Origin of the sequence: Daejeonella sp., assembly GCF_044232565.1 — a bacterium.
Lineage (GTDB): Bacteria > Bacteroidota > Bacteroidia > Sphingobacteriales > Sphingobacteriaceae > Daejeonella.
Genome location: NZ_JBIILQ010000026.1, coordinates 1 through 19,127 on the forward strand (window position 1 = coordinate 1; position 19,127 = coordinate 19,127).

A 19,127-nucleotide genomic window follows, 5' to 3' on the forward strand; every position below is an offset into this window, starting at 1 on the left:
GGTGGGGATACACATTCATTCTAATTATTGGCGTTTTTATCAGCATATTTTTCAATATTAAATTTCTGTATCGGACCATTATATTGGTTCTGTTTTTCCTAACATTTGTCTCTAAAATATTCATATTGCCTTTTTTGGTGTTCGATGATCTTAGAAGAGGCTTAATTTGGGTCAGAAGAAAGTATTTTGTAAAATCCAAGACAGCACAAATTGGGGAGGCCCATAAAGAAAACGCTATACCTAGATCTGAGTTTTTAATTAAGGCTGGGACCTTAGTTGCCGCATTACCCTTGGGATCTTTAAGCTTTGGAATTGCATCAAGTGCACACGACTACCAAATAAAAAAGCAAATTTTATTTTTACCAAATCTCCCCAAAGCCTTTGAAGGAATCACAATCGGTCAAATATCAGACATCCATTCCGGTAGTTTTTATGACCCTAAAGCTGTATTGGGTGGAGTGGAAATATTGTTAAAAGCGAAGCCTGATCTTGTGTTTTTTACTGGCGACCTTGTTAATAATTTGGCTTCAGAAATGCGGGATTATCAAGATATTTTTACCAAGGTAAAAGCTCCACTAGGGGTGTACTCTGTGCTAGGTAATCATGACTATGGCGATTATCAATTCGGATTTGGCCCTTCGGCAGCAAAAGCTAAAAACTTAGCAGATGTAAAGTTAACTCATAAAAATATGGGTTGGGACTTACTTCTTAATGAGAATAGAACCATTAAAATTGAGGGTGAAGAGATTGCAATTGTGGGTATAGAAAACTGGGGGGTTGGTCGTTTTGCAAAATATGGAAAAATGGATACAGCTCTAACAAATACCGATAATATTCCTGTTAAACTCTTACTATCGCATGACCCGTCGCATTGGAGAGCTCAAGTATTACCCAATTATCCTCAAATTGATGCCATGTTTAGTGGGCATACCCACGGAATGCAATTTGGCATTGTTACAGAACAATTCCAATGGAGTCCGGCGCAATATGTTTACAAAGAATGGTCGGGCCGATACCAAGAAGGCTCGCAGCAATTATATGTGAATGTAGGATATGGCTTTCTTGGCTATCCTGGCAGAGTAGGAATGTTACCTGAAATAACGATATTTGAATTGAAACGGGGAATATCATAAATATCCTCAGTTCAATTAATGAACAAATATCTTAGTCAAACGCTAAACTTTCTGTTATTTAGCAATATTTTTATCGCTTTATGCGCTGTTTGCCAGGGTATAATAAGCTATTGGATTCTCGGAATAAACCCTGATAATTATGTTTTAGGCATTCTATTTTTTTCAACCCTCACCATCTATAATTTCAGTATTCTTCTTTCAAAGCCTGAAAAGACTGAAAACTCACAGTTTTTAAGAGTGAGGTGGATATTTTCGCATTATAGGCTGATGATAGGCCTTTTCATTATTTCAGTTTTAAGTTTAATCCCATTTGTATTCCTTCTAAGTAAATCTTCCTTAATTCTTATGTTAAGCCTTGGAGTTATTTCCATAGCCTATAGCCTTCCAATATTTGGCATTCCTGGTAAAAAATTCGGGCTTAGAAACATTTACGGATTTAAGCTTTTCATCATTGGCGCAGTCTGGGCTGGAAGTACTGTACTACTTCCAATACTTGAAATTGAGGGTAATGGAATATTAAACATCTCAAACAAGGAATCAATTTTATTATTTTTTACTCGCTTCCTATTTATTGTTGCAATCGCTATTCCGTTTGACATTCGGGACCTTTTTCAGGATCAGAACAGTGCGTTAAGAACAATCCCAGTTATATTTGGAGAAAAAAAAGCATTATTCCTTTGTCAGTTATTCTTAGCGGCTTCAGTAATCTTGCTGTTCGCATATACAGAAAAACTTGATGCAAATTTCTGGGCAATAGCCCTTAGTATTTTTGTAACGGGATGGCTTATATTAAAGTCGAGATGGAACAAAAACGAATATTACTACTTTCTTTTACTAGATGGGACCATGGTTCTGCAACTAGTAATTCTTCAATTGTTTAAACTGATTAGCTGATGAAAAATATTCAAATTACTTCCATAAACATTCTTGGCAAGGCCGAATTACTCGTTTCTGATCATCAAAAAGCAATGAGCGCATTCAGGAAGGTGGGGATAGAATCTGAAGGAATTAATTTAACCCATACAGGCTTTGCTGGAGATATGGTCAAAAACACAAAATATCATGGAGGAAATGACAAAGCAATTTGTTGTTATAATTCAGATCATTTTGAAAAATGGAGCAATACACTTGGTTTCGACCTTGAACAAGGTGCATTTGGTGAAAACTTGACTTTGTCAGGCGAAAATGCACATGAAAGTTGCGTATACATTGGTAATCGTTATCAATTAGGCGAAGCCATAGTGGAAGTATCCGAACCACGTGGGCCTTGTTATATGATTGGAATACGATATAATTATAAAAAATTTCCCATTCTACTTCAAAAAAGTGGCCTAACAGGCTTTTACTTGAGAACTATAAAAGCTGGATTTGTAAAAAAAACTGATAAGCTAGTACAGATAAGCTCCCATCCCGAACAGATATCGGTAATGGACGTGAATGAGATACGTTACCATAATCCAGGTAATAAAGAGTGGCTCGAACGTTTAATAAAGCTATCTCCACTAACCGAAGAATGGAGAATTAGGTTTGAAAAAATGCGAATGAAAGCAGGCTAGTAGGTTTTTTCAAAAAAATTAGTACGCCTCTATTCTTTAGTCAATAACAAATTTATAACCTACTCCCCTCACCGTTTGCATATAATGTGGTCTATCTGGATTGTTCTCAATTTTCTTACGTAATCGTACAATATGCATGTCGAGGGTACGGGTATTCACATCCGAATTGTATCCCCACACAACCATCATCAGTTCATCACGATTAATTACTGTATTGACATTCTTCAAAAAGTAAAGAAGAATTCTATTTTCCAAAATAGTAAGTTCAATCTTTTTACCTTCACGCATTAATGAATGGGTGTTAGGATGATGCTCCATATTGCCAAACTTGTAGATTTCGGATTTATCACTATTGATAACAAATTTGACTTTATTTTCGATAAGTGCTACCAATACATCCATATTAAAAGGTTTGGTAACATAATCTGAAACCCCAAAGCTATAGGCATCAATTTTATCAATGTCCTGCGACTTAGCCGTCATCATGATAATCAAATTATCAAATCCGAGTTTTCTCACATTTTGACAAACTTCAGAACCCTGTCTAGAAGGCAACATCCAATCGAGCAATACAATATCTGGCTGCTCGGCCATGATTAAGCTTTCAGCAACTTGTCCATCAAACGCCTCTACAACTTTATAGCCTTCAGCCTGCAAACGATGTACAACCAAGAATCGTAAATTCTCATCGTCTTCAATAACGGCAATCTTAATTTCTTTTTGCATAATTATAATTCGTAAGGCAACTCTATTGTAAATTCAGAACCCTTTCCAACTGCACTTTTTACTGATATTGTTCCATGCATAAATTTAACCAGTTCTTTACAGAATGCCAAACCTAAGCCAACACTCCCCTGCTGATTATACTCATTTTGAACCCTAAAAAATTTTTCAAATATATTATTTAGGTCCTTTGTAGGAATACCAATGCCTTGATCGGAGAATTTGAACGTTACTTGTTTCTTAATTTTAGTTATTAGAATCTTTAAAACTTTATTATCGGGCCTAGAATATTTATAGGCATTATCAATCAAATTCTGAAATATGCTAACGAGTAAAACCGGATCTGATCTAAAATATTCAACACCTTTTATCGCATAAGAAATATCAAAATTAGGATACTTCACTTGATAACTATCAATTAAATTCTGACAAAAAACTTCTAGGTTAATGTTTTCAGGCTTAATTTTTATGGCCTTATTCTCAATTTGAGTAAATGAAAGTAATTTATTCATCAGGTCATTAAGCTTATCTGCTTCTTCATCAAGTATTTTGCCATAATGAAGGCGCTCTCGATCACTTAGCTCAGAAGCACTCCTGATATTATTACCTGCTATTTTGATAACACTTACTGGCGTTTTAAACTCATGACTAAGATTATTGATAAAATCGTACTGTAGTTTGAAAAGCTTACTGTTGATGTTCAGATTCCTAAAAATTAGATAAGCAATAAGAACAAGTACAAAATAAGAGATAATTAAGCCCCCCGAAATAGGTAAAAAGCGAGCATTTATCTCTTTACGAAGGAAGCTCTTTGTTGAGCTAAAATACAGTTTATAATCAGAAAATGGGCCTGATAATGGGAGATCATTACTTAAAATCTCGGACGTGTTTTCGAGCGATTCATAAACCAAAGGTTTTATGTTTATGAATTCGTAGAGCTGTGGTTTAGTATTTTTAATAGTTAATTTGAGAGGATCGAGGTAAAAGGAGAACATATCCAACTCATAAATTGGAGAAATACCCTGATTTCTTGACATTAAATCTTTATAAATTCTAATCTCTTCCCTTCTGGGGATATTCATGTAGGTAATCCTTTTTGAAATGACACTATAGAAAATATTGAAGCGATCAGAATCACTAAGCGCGCGACTTGTATCCGCCAACTCAATAAATCCGCTAAATTTTATGGCCATTTTATTAAACTCATCACCAGCCTTTAATGAAAACACGTTATTGACCAAGTTTTCTTTAAACAAAACGACTGAATCTTGAGGAAGATTTCTAGCGAACTGATAAACCGCCTTGGGCCCTAAAGAAAAGTTGTTGACTCGTATCCCATCAGGAATACGATGATTACTAATACTTGCATCATAAAAAACAACACGATCCACAAAATTAAACTTTCGAAAAATGGTATCTATGTACTTTGCTGCTTGAGTAGAGTCAAGATAGCCTTGATAAAATGAAATTTCAGGGATTTTATTCTGAAAGAAATCATTGTATGGCTTAACTGTTTCTTCTAAAACCTCAATTTTTTGAGAGGTAAATTCATTTTCTACATACTTAGTGGTAAAATCATAAGCAACATATAAGGAACCCCCTAAAGCTGCCGTAATTAAGATGAGAAAAATAATAACCAGGGAAAAGTTTTTACGGTACGTTTGCTGATAATGCTTCATCCGCTATTTACGGCTAAGGTTTTTATCAAGAAACACCTCAAGTTCTCTGTAAAACTCAAGTCTATTTTCAAGATTTCTGAAGTAATGGCCCTCGTCTTCTTTGAGGATATAAGTTACTGGTACATTTTTCTTTTTTAACTCCTTAACAAACTGGTTTGTTTCATTCATATTTACTCTCGGGTCTCTGGCACCTTGAGCAATCAAAACAGGCACTTTAATTTTATTTGTATGAAAAACTGGAGATACCGCTCTAAAATATTCTGAATCCAGTTCAGGATTACCTACTGTTTCATAAAACATTTGCTGGTAGGGCCTGAAATAAGGTGGAATGTCTTTAAGATAGGCGAATAAATTGGTAAACCCTGAGTAAGAAGCTCCGCATTGATACAAATCAGGATTTGAAAATAGTCCGTGTAAGGCAGAGAAACCACCGAAACTAAAACCATAAATTGCAATTCGCTTAGGGTCAGCAATTTTTTCGGAAATCAACCAACGAACGCCATCCGTAATATCATCTTGCATTTTTCCACCCCATTCTTTGAAACCGGCAGTCCAAAATTTCTTGCCATAGCCCTTAGTTCCTCTAAAATTTACTTGAAATACAGCATAACCTCTGTTTGCTAGAAATTGTACTTCAGAATTATAGCCCCAACTATTTCTGAAGTCAGAACTTGAATGAGGCATAACAACTACAGGCAAATTTTCTATGTTTTTACCCTTTGGGAGAGTCAAGTAGCCATTAACAGTAAGAGAATCTCGAGTTTTAAAACTAACTGGTTTCATCTCAGCCATATCTTCTACAAGCAGAGCAGGATTGACATCACTTAACTTCACCAATTTATTGCCAATGGGTGTGTATTGGTAATATGAACCAGGATCACGGTCAGTATAAGTACGGACAATAAACTTACTCTCTGCCGAATCAGAGCTACTCAATCGAATTTCTGTATTTGGCAACAATGATTCAAGTTTATTGAAAATGTTTTTAAATGAATCGTCAAGGTAATGACGTTCTTTTTGCCACGTTTCATAGCCCGCATAAACCAGTTTCTTTTTGTTCAAAGAAAAAAATGCATCCGAAACGTCTACATCAGCATTACTATAAATTGTACGATGCTCTTGTCCTGTTTTACAGTCTAATTCAACGAGCGCCATCTTATCACGATTCTGATTAGACAAAGCATAAATGCAAGAATTATCCGGGCTAAATGCTAAGGGCAAGATAGTAGTCTTAAAATTATTTGTTAGAACAGCATTGAAATTCTGGCCTTCTTGCTTACGATATAATAATGTTTCATTAACCCCATCGCTAGCAATTGCCATCCGTAATTTACCTGCTGGATCAGAGTACCACTTCGTAATATTCCCTGGATTTTTTAAAAGCAAGGCTAATTCACCAGTTTGAATATTTAACCGATAAGCATCAAATACAGTTGAATCTCTCTTGTTTAGCGCAACCAATACGTGATCATCATAAACTCTGGAATTTGTAATTAACCTAATTTTTGAGTCATTAGATGATAATAAATCACGGTTATTCGATCCATCAATTTTTATTGCAACTAAGGAGGCATCCTTGTTGGCTGGGCCAGTTTTTAGATAAAGAATTTCGTTATTACTAGCCCAAAAATAGTTTGCAATGCTTCGGTTAGTATCACATGTCAACTGGATGGTGTTTTTACCATCCCAAGTTTCAACATAAATATGAATACGGTTATTATCAGGCTTTAAATAAGAAATAAACTTTCCATCGGGGGAAATTAAAAAAGATGTTTTCAACGGTGCAGCAAAAAACTTTTCCAAAGGAATTCGCTCAACCGAATCTTTGTAAGAACAGGAGGCTAATGTCAGTAATAATAAAAAGAATAAGTGTTTTCTCAATAACTGCATTATTCAATGATTAGTACACAAATTTCGTTCAAAAAAGTTCAATAGCCTATTCAAAATCAAAAATATAGATAAATGTTACATGCAAAAATTGAATCAAGATATTTAAAAAATTAGGAAACCTAATTAAATCCGCTTCAATCATTTACTATACCATTTTAATATTTACAATATGAATCAAAGGAAAGGTTAGTTAAACACTAATTTCTGAATTTAAGCAAAATTAATGGCATTAAACTTAACTTTAGGCATTCAGAAAAATGAATGTCAAAAAAATAATGAAAAACGTCATTCTTATACTTTTTCTTCTCGGCACATTCACGGAGCTCAAGGCACAAATTAGTTCTGAAGACGCCCTAGCATTGCAGTATTTTCAATCGGGAGATTTTGAAAAAGCTGTGCCATTATTTGAAAAACTGTTCCAAAAATCTAAAGATTTAAGTTATTACGACCCTTATTTCAATGCTCTTCTTAAAACAAAACAATTTAATCAAGCCGACAAACTTGTAAAAAGCCTTTTAAAAGACAATCCCTCCAATTTTATCTTTTCAGTTGATATTGGACGAATTTTTTTAGAGAAGAATGAGCAAGAAAAAGCAGCAGATTGGTTCAATAATTTAATCAGAACCATGCCGCCCGAGGAATTTGCTATAAAAGATCTTGCAATTACATTATACAGGGCTGAAGCTTACGATTATTCGATAAAAGCACTACTTACAGGTAGAAAATTAATAAACCAAAAGAATGCCTTCACCTTCGAGCTCTTAAGTTTATATCGATTTAAAAAGGATAAGCAAATGCTCATTCAGGAATATATTAACTTATTAAATATAAATCCAGAGGCCCTTACGCAAGCACAAAGGACACTAGGAGGGATTTTTGAGGGCAAAGAGGACTATGCCGTCCTAAAATCGGAAATTTTACGTTTTCTTCAAAAGGATTCCCAAAGCATCGCACTAACTGAACTTTTAACTTGGCAATACATACAGCAAAAGGAATTCGACATGGCCTTGAAGCAAACTCTTGCTCTGGACCGCCGTTTAAAAGAAAGTGGTTTAAGAGTATTTGAACTTTCAAAAATAATGACCTCAAATAATGCTTATGAGCAGGCTTTTGAATCCTTGAATTACTTAATTTCGAAAGGGAGCTCAAATCAATTTTATATCCCTGCAAAGATTGAACTCCTTACTATAAAAAGCAGGCAGCTAAACTCAAAAAAGGCGAGTAAGGAGGAGTTGATTAATCTTGAGAATGATTACAATGTTCTCTTAAGTGAATTTGGTCGTAAACGGGAAACTGTATTGGCAATACGACAACTTGCCTACTTACAGGCCTATTATCTTGAAAAACCAAAACTCGCTGCCCAACAAATGGAGGCATTATTAGACCTAGCAGACCTTCAAAAACAACTAATCGGGGAAATAAAGTTAGAACTTGGTGATATATACATCTTGAGTGGAGAAGTGTGGGAGGCAACTCTTTTATTCGGACAAGTTGAAAAAGACTTTGCAAACGAACCAATGGGACAAGAGGCAAAATTTAAAAATGGAAAATTAGCATATTTTCAAGGCGACTTCTTATGGTCGAAAGCACAACTTGACATCTTAAAAAGCTCCACTTCTCAATTAATTGCAAACGATGCACTAAACCTTAGTTTACTAATTTCAAGCAACCTTAATACTAAGAATGATAGTTTAGCGCTACAAAAATATGCAAAAGCAGACTTTCTGTTTTTTAAAAACCAAACAGAACAAGCACTTAACATTTTGGATAGCATAAATATTCTTTACCCAGAAAACTCTTTAAGAGATGATATTGCGATGTTAAAATCTAAAATATTTATAAATAATAATTCAGTAGATGAAGCAATTAAACAGCTTCAAGAGATCATAAATGTACATGTATCAGAACTTTGGGTAGATGATGCCTTATTTTTATTAGCTGAAATTTATGAAGTTAAAACCAAGCAAACAGACAAAGCAATGGAGCTCTATCAGAAAATATTTAGTGATTTTCCGGGCAGTTTACTTGTACTTGAAGCAAGGCAACGCTTTCGTAAACTCAGAGGAGATCATTTGAATGAAGTTCTAAATCCTAATTTTTAAATCCCTATTCCTATATTCGCAACATGATTTTATATAATGTAACCATAATTTTGGAAAATGAAATCCAGATTGAATGGTTAAATTGGATGCAAAGAGAGCAAATTCCAGCAATTATGGGAACTGACTGCTTTATCTCAAGCCGATTGTTAAAAGTAGTCGACTCACCCAATGAAGGTGTAACCTACTGCGTCCAATTCATTTCGGATTCAATTCAAAAATTGAATGAGTTTAAGGAAAAACACGAAGGACTTTTAAATGCAAATACACCAATAGAATTTAATAATAAAGTTGTAATCTTTCCAACAGTAATGGAATTTATTGATAACCAATGAACTTTGTAGAAACAGAAATTAAGGATCTTTATATAATTGAACCCAAGATTTGGAAAGATGGTCGGGGTTATTTTTTTGAAAGCTATAATAAACAATCATTCGATGATGCAGGCATTCATGTTAATTTCGTTCAAGACAATCAGTCGCTTTCACAAAAAGGAACATTAAGAGGTTTACATGCACAAGCTAATCCATTTGCGCAGGGCAAGCTCGTTCGGGTAATACAAGGTAGAGTTTTGGATATTGCTGTTGATATCCGTAAAGGATCAGAAACATATGGCCAATATGAATCGGTAGAATTAAGTGGTGAAAATAATCGAATGCTTTGGATACCTCCAGGTTTTTTACACGGCTTTTTGACGCTAGAAAATGATACTATTTTCGCTTACAAAGTTTCAGGACTTTATAATAAATCTTCTGAGTTTGGTGTTATTTGGAACGACCCTGAACTAAGCATAGACTGGGGAATAGCGTCAGATCAAATAATACTATCTGATAAGGATCAAACGCTCCCTTTATTTAAGGATCTAGATTCCTCATTTTAAAAAGATCGGTTTAAACCCCTCTTTTTAGTTTTAAATACTCTACTTGATCAAGTTATAAAGCTCATCCAGTTTAGGAGAAAGCACAATCTCAATGCGTCTATTGCGGCTTCTAATCTCCGCACTTGTGCCAGCTTCTATTGGTTGGTATTCCCCTTTTCCTGTTGCAGTAATTCTATCATTCTCAATTTTTTCAATTTCCGTTAAAAATCGAACTACAGAGGTTGCTCGCAAAACACTCAAATCCCAATTATCCTTTATTTGACCCAAATTCACTACACGCTGATTATCCGTATGACCCTCCACAGAAATATTGATTTCTGGTTGAGTTTTTAATACTTTAGCGAGCTCTTTCAAAGCTAATTCTCCTTTTTCATCAATAATTATACTGCCACTGCCAAACAATAATTTATCTGTTAATGAAACGTAAACTTTACCATTCCTTATGTCCACACTAAGGCCATTCTGCTGAAAACCCAACAAAGCTTTCTGCAATTTATTTTTCAAAGCATTCGTTGCCTCATCTCTTTTACGAAGAATATCTTCAACTTCCCTTAATCGCTCTTCACGTTTTTGTAAATCATCTGCCAACTTTTGGATTTCGGAACTGGTATTTGATCGTAGCGCTAAATAACTATCATCAAGAGTTTTAAGCTTTTCTTCCAGCTCAGAAATCTTATCTTGAAGTAATGCACTATCAGACCGTAAACTAACAATCTCTCCTTCCAAGGCAATCGATTTATTTCTTGATGCTTCCCAGCCTAGCGACAAAGAATCTTTCTGTACAAGTAATGTATTGTACTTTTTAGTTGACATTACCACACAGGAAGAGGAAAAACTTATTGAAAACAATACCAAAATAGCTAAAAATATATTTCTCATAAAATTCGTTTAAGAAAGCGCATTACGTAAAAATGCAATAAAAGGATATAATTTGGAAAAGCCATCAATAACTTCTTCCAAAGCACTTGAACTTGACAGCTCCTTTTGAGTTAATGCATGAGTAAAAGTAAAACTTTTCAATTTTAAAAATTCAATTTCAGGATGATCAAGATCGTAACCTTTTGGACAAGTTTTAAGCTTATATTCCGAGTCTAAACTACCAAAAAACTTTACGAATGAAGGATTTTCCGTGATTTTATGAAAATCACTCCCATTATAATCAATCTCCTGCCTAATAGCCTTCAATAATTCAGCTTCAGGCATCCAACATCCTCCACCAATAAACGAATCTTCGGGATGAATATGCAAATAATAACCTGGCCCAATGAATTTTTTTCCATTTGGAGAAAAACCAATCCCAAAATTGTTTTTATAAGGTGTTTTATCCTTGCTAAATCGAACATCACGATAAATTCGATTTACACAATCCTTGGGTGCTAAAACAGAAGGAATGGCAGGATCAAAATTGGAAATTCCAGATAATACATCCTCAGCAAATTCAAGAACATTTAAACGCGCGTCTTCATACCTATTCTTATTTACTAAAAACCAATCGCGGTTATTATTAGAAGCTAAATCGCCTAAAAATTTAAATGTGTTCGAGTTTATCATTCGTGTCGTATTCTGGCTTATACTTAACCTTAGGTGTCAAAAAATGAAGCAAAAGAACCTTAGAGTACCGATAATTTATTGGGGTAAGAGCTAAAACAGACAATAGGATGGAGAAAATGTATAACCAAGGAGATTTATCATTTCCTGTTATTAAATAAGTTAATAGGCCAACATTTAACATTTCAGCAACTACAAAAGCATAACTTACGTACATGGCACCGTAAAAAAAGCCAGGCTCAATTTCAAATCGCATCTGGCAATGAGAACAAGTTTCATTGGTACGCTGCAAATTAAAACCATACAAAGAACCCGAAAAAATTTTACCCCTTCTACAACGTGGACATTTTGAGTTTAAAACTGCTAAAAATTGTGATGTTTTTGACATTGAAACTGAGCGTATGGGAAAATGATAAATAAAATAGAAAAACAGAATCTAATTGAGGTTAATCTTATTTTCTTTCATATTTAAACTAATATTTTTACGACGGTATTTCTTATACCATAGAAAACCTACACCAGCAATAGCAATATAAGGTGCCGCCAATAGATAAAGAATACCTCTATTTAGCCCTTTACCTTCAGTATTTCCGTTTTGCACTGAGTTTTCTGCATTTAGGGTGCACATAGAACATTGTGCGGACACCTCTGCAACGTTAAAAGTAGAGCCTAAAAAAATAAAACAAACCAGAAGCACTCTAAAAATTTTCATAATACAAAGATAAGGTATTTTGAAATGAAAATGCATTTTAACGATCCAATCTGAGGTTTAATAAGGTTTAAATCTCTGTCCGCGCGGAATATTAAAATGTATAATAAGGCGCAATCATCAGATAAACAATAACCCCCGTAACAGTCACATATAACCAAATTGGATAGGTCCAGCGTACAAGTTTTTTATGCGCCACAATCTCCATCTGAAGTCCCTTTTGGAAACTAAAAAGCACCAAAGGAAGTACTATAGCAGCCAAAATAATATGCGTTATTAAAATGAAATAATAAACTGTGCGAATAAATCCAACACCGCCATAAGTTGTTTTAATACCGGTGGCATGAAAAATAATATAAGAAACTAAAAATAATGAGGATAATATGAAGGTTATTATGTTCGTTTTTTTATGACTCTCAATATCTTTCTTTTTTATAAAATAGAGAGAAAGCAATAATAAAACACTGCATGCCGCATTAATTATTGCATTAAATTTAGGAAGTAAAAATACCCAAGACGGGATTGCTGTTTTATCAGGGAAAATATTGAGTATATTACTTTGTAGAATAATGACCACAATCAGTACAAAAACTGAAACTCCAGCAATTAGCTTTGAAATAAATTTATCGTTCATAGGAAATCAACCAAATAAAATTTAACGGTTTTTAATAGTTCTTAATTCTTCCGTAATCAAAAGTTTAATTTCATCAATTAGCACGTTTACCTGGTCTGGTCTGCGACTAGAATCATAATACCCTCTAATTCTTTTTTGAGGATCAAGAAGTATTATCATTGGAGTATGAATGATTTCATTCTTATTGATTGTATCTTGAATTGCGTCAACAAGGAAGTCGTTTTTCGCAATAGAGAAAATAAGATTTTTATCTCCAGTAACAAAATCCCACTTTTTATTTTCGGCAACAAAGGCTTTACTATATTCAGAAAGAACTGCAGGTGTATCATTCTCAGGATCTACACTAATAGAGATAAATCGCATGAGTCTATTATTGTTATAGATTTTTGCTACTCGAGCCATCTCCTTGTTCATATTCAAACAATAAACAGGACATCGAGTATAGAAGAAATTGACTACTGTAATTTGATTACTATCAGCGGGGAAACTGACCGTATCAGAATTTTGATTTAGAAATTTAAAGTCGCGAATAACATGATAAATAGTATCTGGAACCTGCTTGCGACGCTTAATCGTAAAAGTTTTAGCAACCTGTTTTTCGCCATATATTGGTAAGGGACGGTATCTATTAACACCTTTTTCCTTCAACAAATAATAAACAGCTCCTGGTACCGCTAAAAGTATTAGCAGTATCAAGATCTTTTTTAGGGGAAATGAGGGTAAACTCATTAATTCATTTGAACAAATTGATAGGATCCTTCAATTAACATTAAAACAATAAAGTAGATAATGAAAATCAAAGAAACAGTTATCCCAGTCTTTAAAGCAAATTTTTCAAATTTTAGGTGCATAAAATATGCAACAATATAGAATGCTTTTACTAGAGTTAGAACGATATAAAAAAAATTACCCATTCCGTGCCCCAAAATACCTTTAGGTATCAAGTAAAGAGCAATAAAAAATTCGATAGCTGTTATACCTAATAAGTAAAAGAAAACTTGCCAGATTTTTTTCTTGCTCATTCCCTCATGCTCTGAAGCATGCTCGTGATTTGTGTGTTCTGCTGACATTATATATCGGTTATCAGGATTTTAAACTAAATAGAAAAATGTAAATACGAAAACCCAAACAAGGTCTACGAAGTGCCAGTAAAGTCCCACTTTTTCAACCATCAGGTAACTTCCACTCTTTTGAAAAACATTGGCCAAAACCATAAAGAGGATTATAATATTTATTAGCACCCCAGTAAATACGTGAAAACCATGGAACCCTGTGATGGTAAAGAAAAGATTTGAAAACTGTAGCGCACCAATGGTATCTACACCAGTATAGGATTCGGGAAAAGCTCCCCACCAATATCCCTCATGAAGTAAGTGCGTCCATTCTAAAGCTTGGCAACCAAGAAACATAAAACCACCTATAATGGTAGCTACCATCCACCAAACAACCTCTTTCTTAGAATTGCGGTGTCCTGCTTCAACGGCAAGAACCATTGTTACGGAGCTCATAATCAAGATAAAGGTCATGATTCCAACAAAAACAAGTGGATATCCATGATCTGCAACACCCGGTATGGACTGAAACACAACATCAGGATCAGGCCAGCTCATTTTACTAAAGCGCTGTGCTCCGTAATAAATTAGAAATGCTGAAAATGTAAAGGCATCCGACAAAAGGAAAAACCACATCATTAGTTTTCCATATTCTACAGAAAATGGCGACTTACCGCCACTCCAGGCGTCAGTTTTTAGTTCATCTAGTTTTGATACAGTAGTACTCATTTAAACTATGGTATATTGATTTATTATTGATTCAAAAGTAAGAAAACATATAGATAAATCCATAGGATATCTATAAAATGCCAAAAAATGGATGTCACTTCCATGCGAAAGATATTACGTACCTGTGGAATATTACGAATTTTGCCTAAAAGAGCATATAGTAGCATAAATATTCCTGCAATAATGTGAAGTAAGTGAGCCCCAGAAAATACATAAATAAAGGACTGAGAAGCATTATAATTTACAAAATAGGCACCAGAATCATATAATGACTTCCAGGCAGAGTACTGACTAAAGAAAAATGCAAAAGCAAACAAAATGGTAAGAACGATGTAGAGTTTTTGATTGGCAAACTGTAGTTTCTTTGCAGATAAATAGGCCATGTGCATTGTAAAACTACTTATTATGATAAGTAATGTACTATACATGAATTGTTTAGGAAGCAAAACCTTAATGCCCCTCTCAACATTTCCTTCAGTATAAACAATAAAACCACTTGTTAAAGCAGCAAACATCATAAATGAAGAGATAATAAACAGCCACATTAAAAACTTTCTTGCTTTAAAGTTCTGTCTATCCTCAACTTGTAAATTGTTAATTTCCATAATTTTATTTTACTATAAAGTCAAACAATAAAGCTAGTTGTAACAAGGGTAGGTAAATAAAAGAGGTGTACATCAATTTCTTGGCAGACGCAACATCCATATTTTTATATAATAAAAAAGCCTTCCAAATAAAATATATTCCAGCTATAAGGGCAATGACTAAATAAATATTACCAGCAAAGGCTGCTCCACTTGGCATTAAATACGCTGTTGGCATCAAACTTACAGGAACTAAAATAATAGTTGTTAGAAGAGTTATTATGGCACTTGTTTTATCCTGCTTCGTAGTTGGCAACAATCTAAATCCAGCTCTTTTATAATCTTCATCTAAAACCCAAGCAATAGCCCAAAAATGTGGGAACTGCCAAACAAATTGAATCAAAAAAAGTATCACTGGAATCCAAGAAATTCGAGGTTCATTAAATGCAGCAAAAAAGCCGATTAATGGAGGGAAAGCACCAGGAAAAGCACCAATAAAAACTGCAATTGGTGATTTTCTTTTCATCGGTGTATACACAAATGCGTACAAGAAGATAGAAAATACTGCTAGTAAGCTAGTTGGAAAATTTAGCTTAACTAAAAGCATCGTTCCTGAAATCCCCATGATTAAACTTAGGACTAAAGCCTGCCCTGTAGTCATATTTCCCGAAGGAATTGGACGATCCATTGTGCGCTTCATCAGTTTATCTAAATCCTTCTCAATAATTTCATTAAACCCATTGGCAGCACCTGTTACCAGAAAACCTCCAAGGGTCAGAATAAGCCAGTTAAACCAATTGATTTCCCCCTGAAATTTGCTTCCCATTAAAAAACAAATTGACGCAGAAAACACAACTGTCAACGTAAGTCTTAATTTGATTAGTTTATTGAAATCGGATATGAATTTCCTCACTATTTTTCTATTTCACAAATTTAACACCTGAACATGCACAAAATACAATGGATTTCCAGGAGGATTCAAAAGTACTAAGGAAATATCTTTATACATCATTCCTCATTGATATATCATTTAAACTCGCAAATAAATGATATTGAATTAACAATATTAAAATTTGTGGAAGCGCAACATCTAAGGAATAACAGATAAATATTTAGAATCCAAAAACGAAATAGGATAGATTTTAAATAAGCAGGCAGTACGTTAATACTGCCTGCTTATCATTATCGTATTTTAAAACTAAACTTGCTCAGTGGCTTTTGGCTGCTTAGCATGTTGCTTTTCCCACTCCTGTTGTATGCGCTCAGCTTCTGGGTTATCCTCAAAATCATGTGCAAGATTAGAACTCATCGTCTCAGACAAAGGTGTTGTTTGAGGAATAAAGTCTGTATCATGCCCTGGCTTACTATAGTCATATGGCCAACGGTACACAGAAGGAATTTCTCCTGGCCAGTTACCATGTAGATGCTCCACAGGGGCTGTCCACTCTAAAGTGTTTGACTGCCAAGGGTTTTGCTCTGCCTTCTTACCATAAAACATAGAGTAGAAGAAATTCCATAGGAATGCAACTTGAGCCAATGCTGAAATAATTGCTGCCCAAGTAATAAATACGTTAACAGTCAGCCATTCTTGCATAAATGCGAACTCAGTGAATGCATAGTAACGACGAGGAACACCATCAATACCCATAAAGTGCATCGGGAAGAATACCAAATAAGCACATATAAAGGTCAACCAAAAGTGCAAATAACCCAAACGTGCATCCATCATTCGTCCGAACATTTTTGGATACCAGTGATAAACACCGCAAAGCATGCCAAATATAGCAGCACAACCCATAACGAGGTGAAAGTGAGCTACAACGAAATAGGTATCATGCAGGTTAATATCTAATGCCGCATTACCCAAAAATATACCGGTTAAACCACCAGATATAAAGAAAGAAACTAAGCCAATTGCAAATAACATAGCAGGAGTAAATCTCAAATTACCTCTCCAGATAGTTGCTAAATAGTTAAACGTTTTTACTGCAGATGGAACAGCAATGATCAAGGTTGTGATCATAAATACCCCTCCAAGGAAAGGATTCATTCCAGTTACAAACATATGGTGACCCCACACAATAAAAGAAAGAACTGTGATACCAATTAAGGAATAAACCATGGCATGGTATCCGAAAATTGGTTTCCTAGAATTAGTAGCAATAACCTCAGAAGTGATACCTAATGCTGGCATAATTACGATGTACACCTCTGGGTGCCCAAGGAACCAGAATAAATGTTGCCATAATACTGGGCTACCCCCTTGATTGGGAAGTACCTGTCCGGCAACAACAATATCAGAAAGGTAGAAACTAGTACCAAAACTGCGGTCAAATATTAAAAGTACAACTGCGGAAACCAAAACAGGAAAGGATAAAACACCAACAATTGCAGTTAAGAAAAAGGCCCAAATGGTTAAAGGCATTTTCCACATATCCATACCTTTGGTACGCATATTAAGGATAGTTGAGATATAATTCAAAGCTCCGATTAATGATGAACCGATGAATGCCACCATACTAATAAGCCATAAAGTCATCCCTGTACCCGATCCGCTTATAGCTTTTGGCAATGCGGATAATGGAGGATAGACTGTCCAACCAGAACTTGCAGGCCCACTTTCAACAAAGAAAGAAGCCATCATAATAGTACAAGCTGTAAAAAACAACCAATATGACACCATGTTTAGGAAGGGAGAAGCCATATCTCGAGCCCCCAATTGCAGAGGAATCAATAAATTACTGAATGTTCCGCTCAATCCAGCGGTTAATACAAAGAATACCATCATTGTACCATGAATGGTAACAATAGCCAAATAAAAATCTGGTTTTATACGACCTCCTTCAGCCCACTTGTCGCCAAGTAAGACCTCCAAAAGTGGAAAACTCTTATCAGGCCAAGCCAATTGAAGTCTGAATAAAATGGATAATACCATTGCGATGACAGCCATCACTACCCCTGTGATTAGGAATTGTTTAGCGATCATTTTATGATCCTGGCTAAAGATATATTTCGTTATAAATGTTTCCTTATGATGCCCGTGATCGTGTCCGTGGTTATCATGTTGGTGAAGTACAGCGGAATCGTGTGTTGCAGTGCTTGCCATAATTAGTTGATAATAGTATTAGTATTTAAAGCAATTTTATTGTTTTGATCAACGGATTTTTTGTTTACCAGCTGAAGTTCTTTTTTAACATCGTCATTGTAATAAAGAGACTGTTTAGCGATCCAAGTTGCATATTCTGCTTCAGTAACAACAGTAACTTTTGCTTGCATATTATAGTGGCCAGCACCACAAATTTTAGCACAAAGAAGAACGTAATCATATTTAGGATTATTCCTTTTTTCTCTCATCTCAACAGTCGTCAATCGTGGAGTAAATTGGAAATAAGTTGGCATACCTGGAACAGCATTCATTTGAACTCTAAAATCAGGTAAATAAAAGCTGTGAAGTACATCTTTAGATCCGATAGTAAAACGAGCAGGCTTTCCTACAGGAATTACAATTTCACTAACAAGTTTATCATCCCAACTCTTTTGATCCTTAAAATCGATTCCCAAACCATTGGTTGGCGTAGTCAATTTATAGTTACGTCTGCCAATTTGATTATCAGAGCCAGCATATCGAAGTGTCCATTTAAATTGCTCACCTACTACTTCAATGTTGATAGCCAATTTCTGATCTTCTGGAGATACATTGGTAATATTCCGCCAGGTAAAGAATCCTAGCAATACAAGAACTGTTAACACAATTGCAGGAACGATAGTCCAAATTCTTTCCAAGGAGTTATTATGTGGATAGAAATATGCCTTTCTATTTTCAGATCCTCTATACTTGAATGAGAAGCCAAAGAGTGCAATATGAGTTAAAATAAATACGATAGTTGTTAAAATCAAAGTGATTTTAAACA

Annotated in this window: 21 protein-coding genes; 6 read left to right on the top strand and 15 right to left on the bottom strand. The window is 34.8% G+C overall.

Translation table 11 applies throughout. The annotated features are described in order from the left end of the window. The 3 genes from ACILQF_RS02765 to ACILQF_RS02775 form a co-directional block, all read left to right on the top strand. The coding region (locus ACILQF_RS02765; protein WP_395625889.1) for a metallophosphoesterase at nt 1–1,133 on the top strand (1,133 nt) is incomplete at its 5' end. A gap of 18 nt (nt 1,134–1,151) precedes the next feature. After that, nucleotides 1,152–2,027 (top strand): UbiA family prenyltransferase, encoded by an 876-nt coding sequence (locus tag ACILQF_RS02770; RefSeq protein ID WP_395625890.1) that lies wholly within the window; start codon nt 1,152–1,154, stop codon nt 2,025–2,027. Further along, on the top strand, nt 2,027–2,689 hold the full coding sequence (locus tag ACILQF_RS02775; protein ID WP_395625891.1) for an MOSC domain-containing protein: 663 nt from the start codon (nt 2,027–2,029) through the stop codon (nt 2,687–2,689). The genes ACILQF_RS02770 and ACILQF_RS02775 overlap by 1 nt, the downstream gene beginning before the upstream one ends. Nucleotides 2,690–2,725: 36 nt before the next feature. Here the strand turns inward: ACILQF_RS02775 and ACILQF_RS02780 are convergent, their stop codons facing one another. Genes ACILQF_RS02780 through ACILQF_RS02790 form a run of 3 tightly spaced genes read right to left on the bottom strand, consistent with a single transcriptional unit; the run spans nt 2,726 to nt 6,981 of the window. Then, nucleotides 2,726–3,415 (bottom strand): response regulator transcription factor, encoded by a 690-nt coding sequence (locus ACILQF_RS02780; protein WP_395625892.1) that lies wholly within the window; start codon nt 3,413–3,415, stop codon nt 2,726–2,728. 2 nt (nt 3,416–3,417) lie between these two features. Further along, complete coding sequence (locus ACILQF_RS02785; protein WP_395625893.1) at nt 3,418–5,091, bottom strand: sensor histidine kinase; 1,674 nt, start codon at nt 5,089–5,091, stop codon at nt 3,418–3,420. A 3-nt stretch (nt 5,092–5,094) separates the two neighbouring features. Continuing rightward, nucleotides 5,095–6,981, bottom strand: a complete 1,887-nt coding sequence (locus ACILQF_RS02790; protein WP_395625894.1) for a prolyl oligopeptidase family serine peptidase — start codon at nt 6,979–6,981, stop codon at nt 5,095–5,097. Between the two features lie 275 nt (nt 6,982–7,256). On the opposite strand from ACILQF_RS02790, the gene ACILQF_RS02795 reads away from it, so the two are divergent. Genes ACILQF_RS02795 through rfbC form a run of 3 tightly spaced genes read left to right on the top strand, consistent with a single transcriptional unit; the run spans nt 7,257 to nt 9,960 of the window. After that, nucleotides 7,257–9,083 (top strand): tetratricopeptide repeat protein, encoded by a 1,827-nt coding sequence (locus ACILQF_RS02795; protein ID WP_395625895.1) that lies wholly within the window; start codon nt 7,257–7,259, stop codon nt 9,081–9,083. Between the two features lie 23 nt (nt 9,084–9,106). Then, complete coding sequence (locus ACILQF_RS02800; protein WP_395625896.1) at nt 9,107–9,415, top strand: DUF4286 family protein; 309 nt, start codon at nt 9,107–9,109, stop codon at nt 9,413–9,415. Continuing rightward, a complete protein-coding gene (rfbC, locus tag ACILQF_RS02805; protein ID WP_395625897.1) occupies nt 9,412–9,960 on the top strand; it encodes a dTDP-4-dehydrorhamnose 3,5-epimerase in 549 nt (182 codons plus the stop codon). Before ACILQF_RS02800 ends, rfbC begins: the two co-directional genes overlap by 4 nt. Nucleotides 9,961–9,999: 39 nt before the next feature. Here rfbC and ACILQF_RS02810 read toward each other — a convergent pair whose 3' ends face one another. From ACILQF_RS02810 to ACILQF_RS02865, 12 genes are all read right to left on the bottom strand, one after another. Then, nucleotides 10,000–10,839, bottom strand: a complete 840-nt coding sequence (locus tag ACILQF_RS02810; RefSeq protein WP_395625898.1) for an OmpA family protein — start codon at nt 10,837–10,839, stop codon at nt 10,000–10,002. A 9-nt stretch (nt 10,840–10,848) separates the two neighbouring features. Further along, entirely contained in the window at nt 10,849–11,511 is a 663-nt protein-coding gene (locus tag ACILQF_RS02815) for a DUF2461 domain-containing protein (protein ID WP_395625899.1), read from the bottom strand. Further along, nucleotides 11,489–11,896: a DUF983 domain-containing protein gene (locus tag ACILQF_RS02820; protein WP_395625900.1), complete on the bottom strand. Its 408-nt coding sequence runs from the start codon at nt 11,894–11,896 to the stop codon at nt 11,489–11,491. Before ACILQF_RS02820 ends, ACILQF_RS02815 begins: the two co-directional genes overlap by 23 nt. Before the next feature lie 48 nt (nt 11,897–11,944). Then, complete coding sequence (locus ACILQF_RS02825; protein ID WP_395625901.1) at nt 11,945–12,220, bottom strand: hypothetical protein; 276 nt, start codon at nt 12,218–12,220, stop codon at nt 11,945–11,947. 91 nt (nt 12,221–12,311) lie between these two features. After that, nucleotides 12,312–12,851, bottom strand: coding sequence for a DUF420 domain-containing protein (locus tag ACILQF_RS02830; protein ID WP_395625902.1), 540 nt, complete (start codon nt 12,849–12,851; stop codon nt 12,312–12,314). A 21-nt stretch (nt 12,852–12,872) separates the two neighbouring features. Next, nucleotides 12,873–13,580, bottom strand: a complete 708-nt coding sequence (locus tag ACILQF_RS02835) for an SCO family protein (protein ID WP_395625903.1) — start codon at nt 13,578–13,580, stop codon at nt 12,873–12,875. Continuing rightward, nucleotides 13,580–13,921 carry a cytochrome C oxidase subunit IV family protein gene (locus ACILQF_RS02840; protein ID WP_395625904.1) on the bottom strand — a complete coding sequence of 114 codons (342 nt, stop codon included), beginning with the start codon at nt 13,919–13,921 and terminating at the stop codon, nt 13,580–13,582. The genes ACILQF_RS02835 and ACILQF_RS02840 overlap by 1 nt, the downstream gene beginning before the upstream one ends. Before the next feature lie 21 nt (nt 13,922–13,942). Next, nucleotides 13,943–14,632, bottom strand: coding sequence for a cytochrome c oxidase subunit 3 (locus ACILQF_RS02845; protein ID WP_395625905.1), 690 nt, complete (start codon nt 14,630–14,632; stop codon nt 13,943–13,945). A gap of 23 nt (nt 14,633–14,655) precedes the next feature. Next, nucleotides 14,656–15,237, bottom strand: a complete 582-nt coding sequence (locus ACILQF_RS02850; protein WP_395625906.1) for a heme-copper oxidase subunit III — start codon at nt 15,235–15,237, stop codon at nt 14,656–14,658. A gap of 4 nt (nt 15,238–15,241) precedes the next feature. Then, nucleotides 15,242–16,129 (bottom strand): heme o synthase, encoded by an 888-nt coding sequence (cyoE, locus tag ACILQF_RS02855; RefSeq protein WP_395625907.1) that lies wholly within the window; start codon nt 16,127–16,129, stop codon nt 15,242–15,244. 285 nt (nt 16,130–16,414) lie between these two features. Further along, nucleotides 16,415–18,322, bottom strand: a complete 1,908-nt coding sequence (locus ACILQF_RS02860) for a cbb3-type cytochrome c oxidase subunit I (protein WP_395625908.1) — start codon at nt 18,320–18,322, stop codon at nt 16,415–16,417. 2 nt (nt 18,323–18,324) lie between these two features. After that, nucleotides 18,325–19,127 (bottom strand): cytochrome c oxidase subunit II (locus ACILQF_RS02865; protein WP_395625909.1); only part of this gene is annotated, 803 nt, incomplete at its 5' end.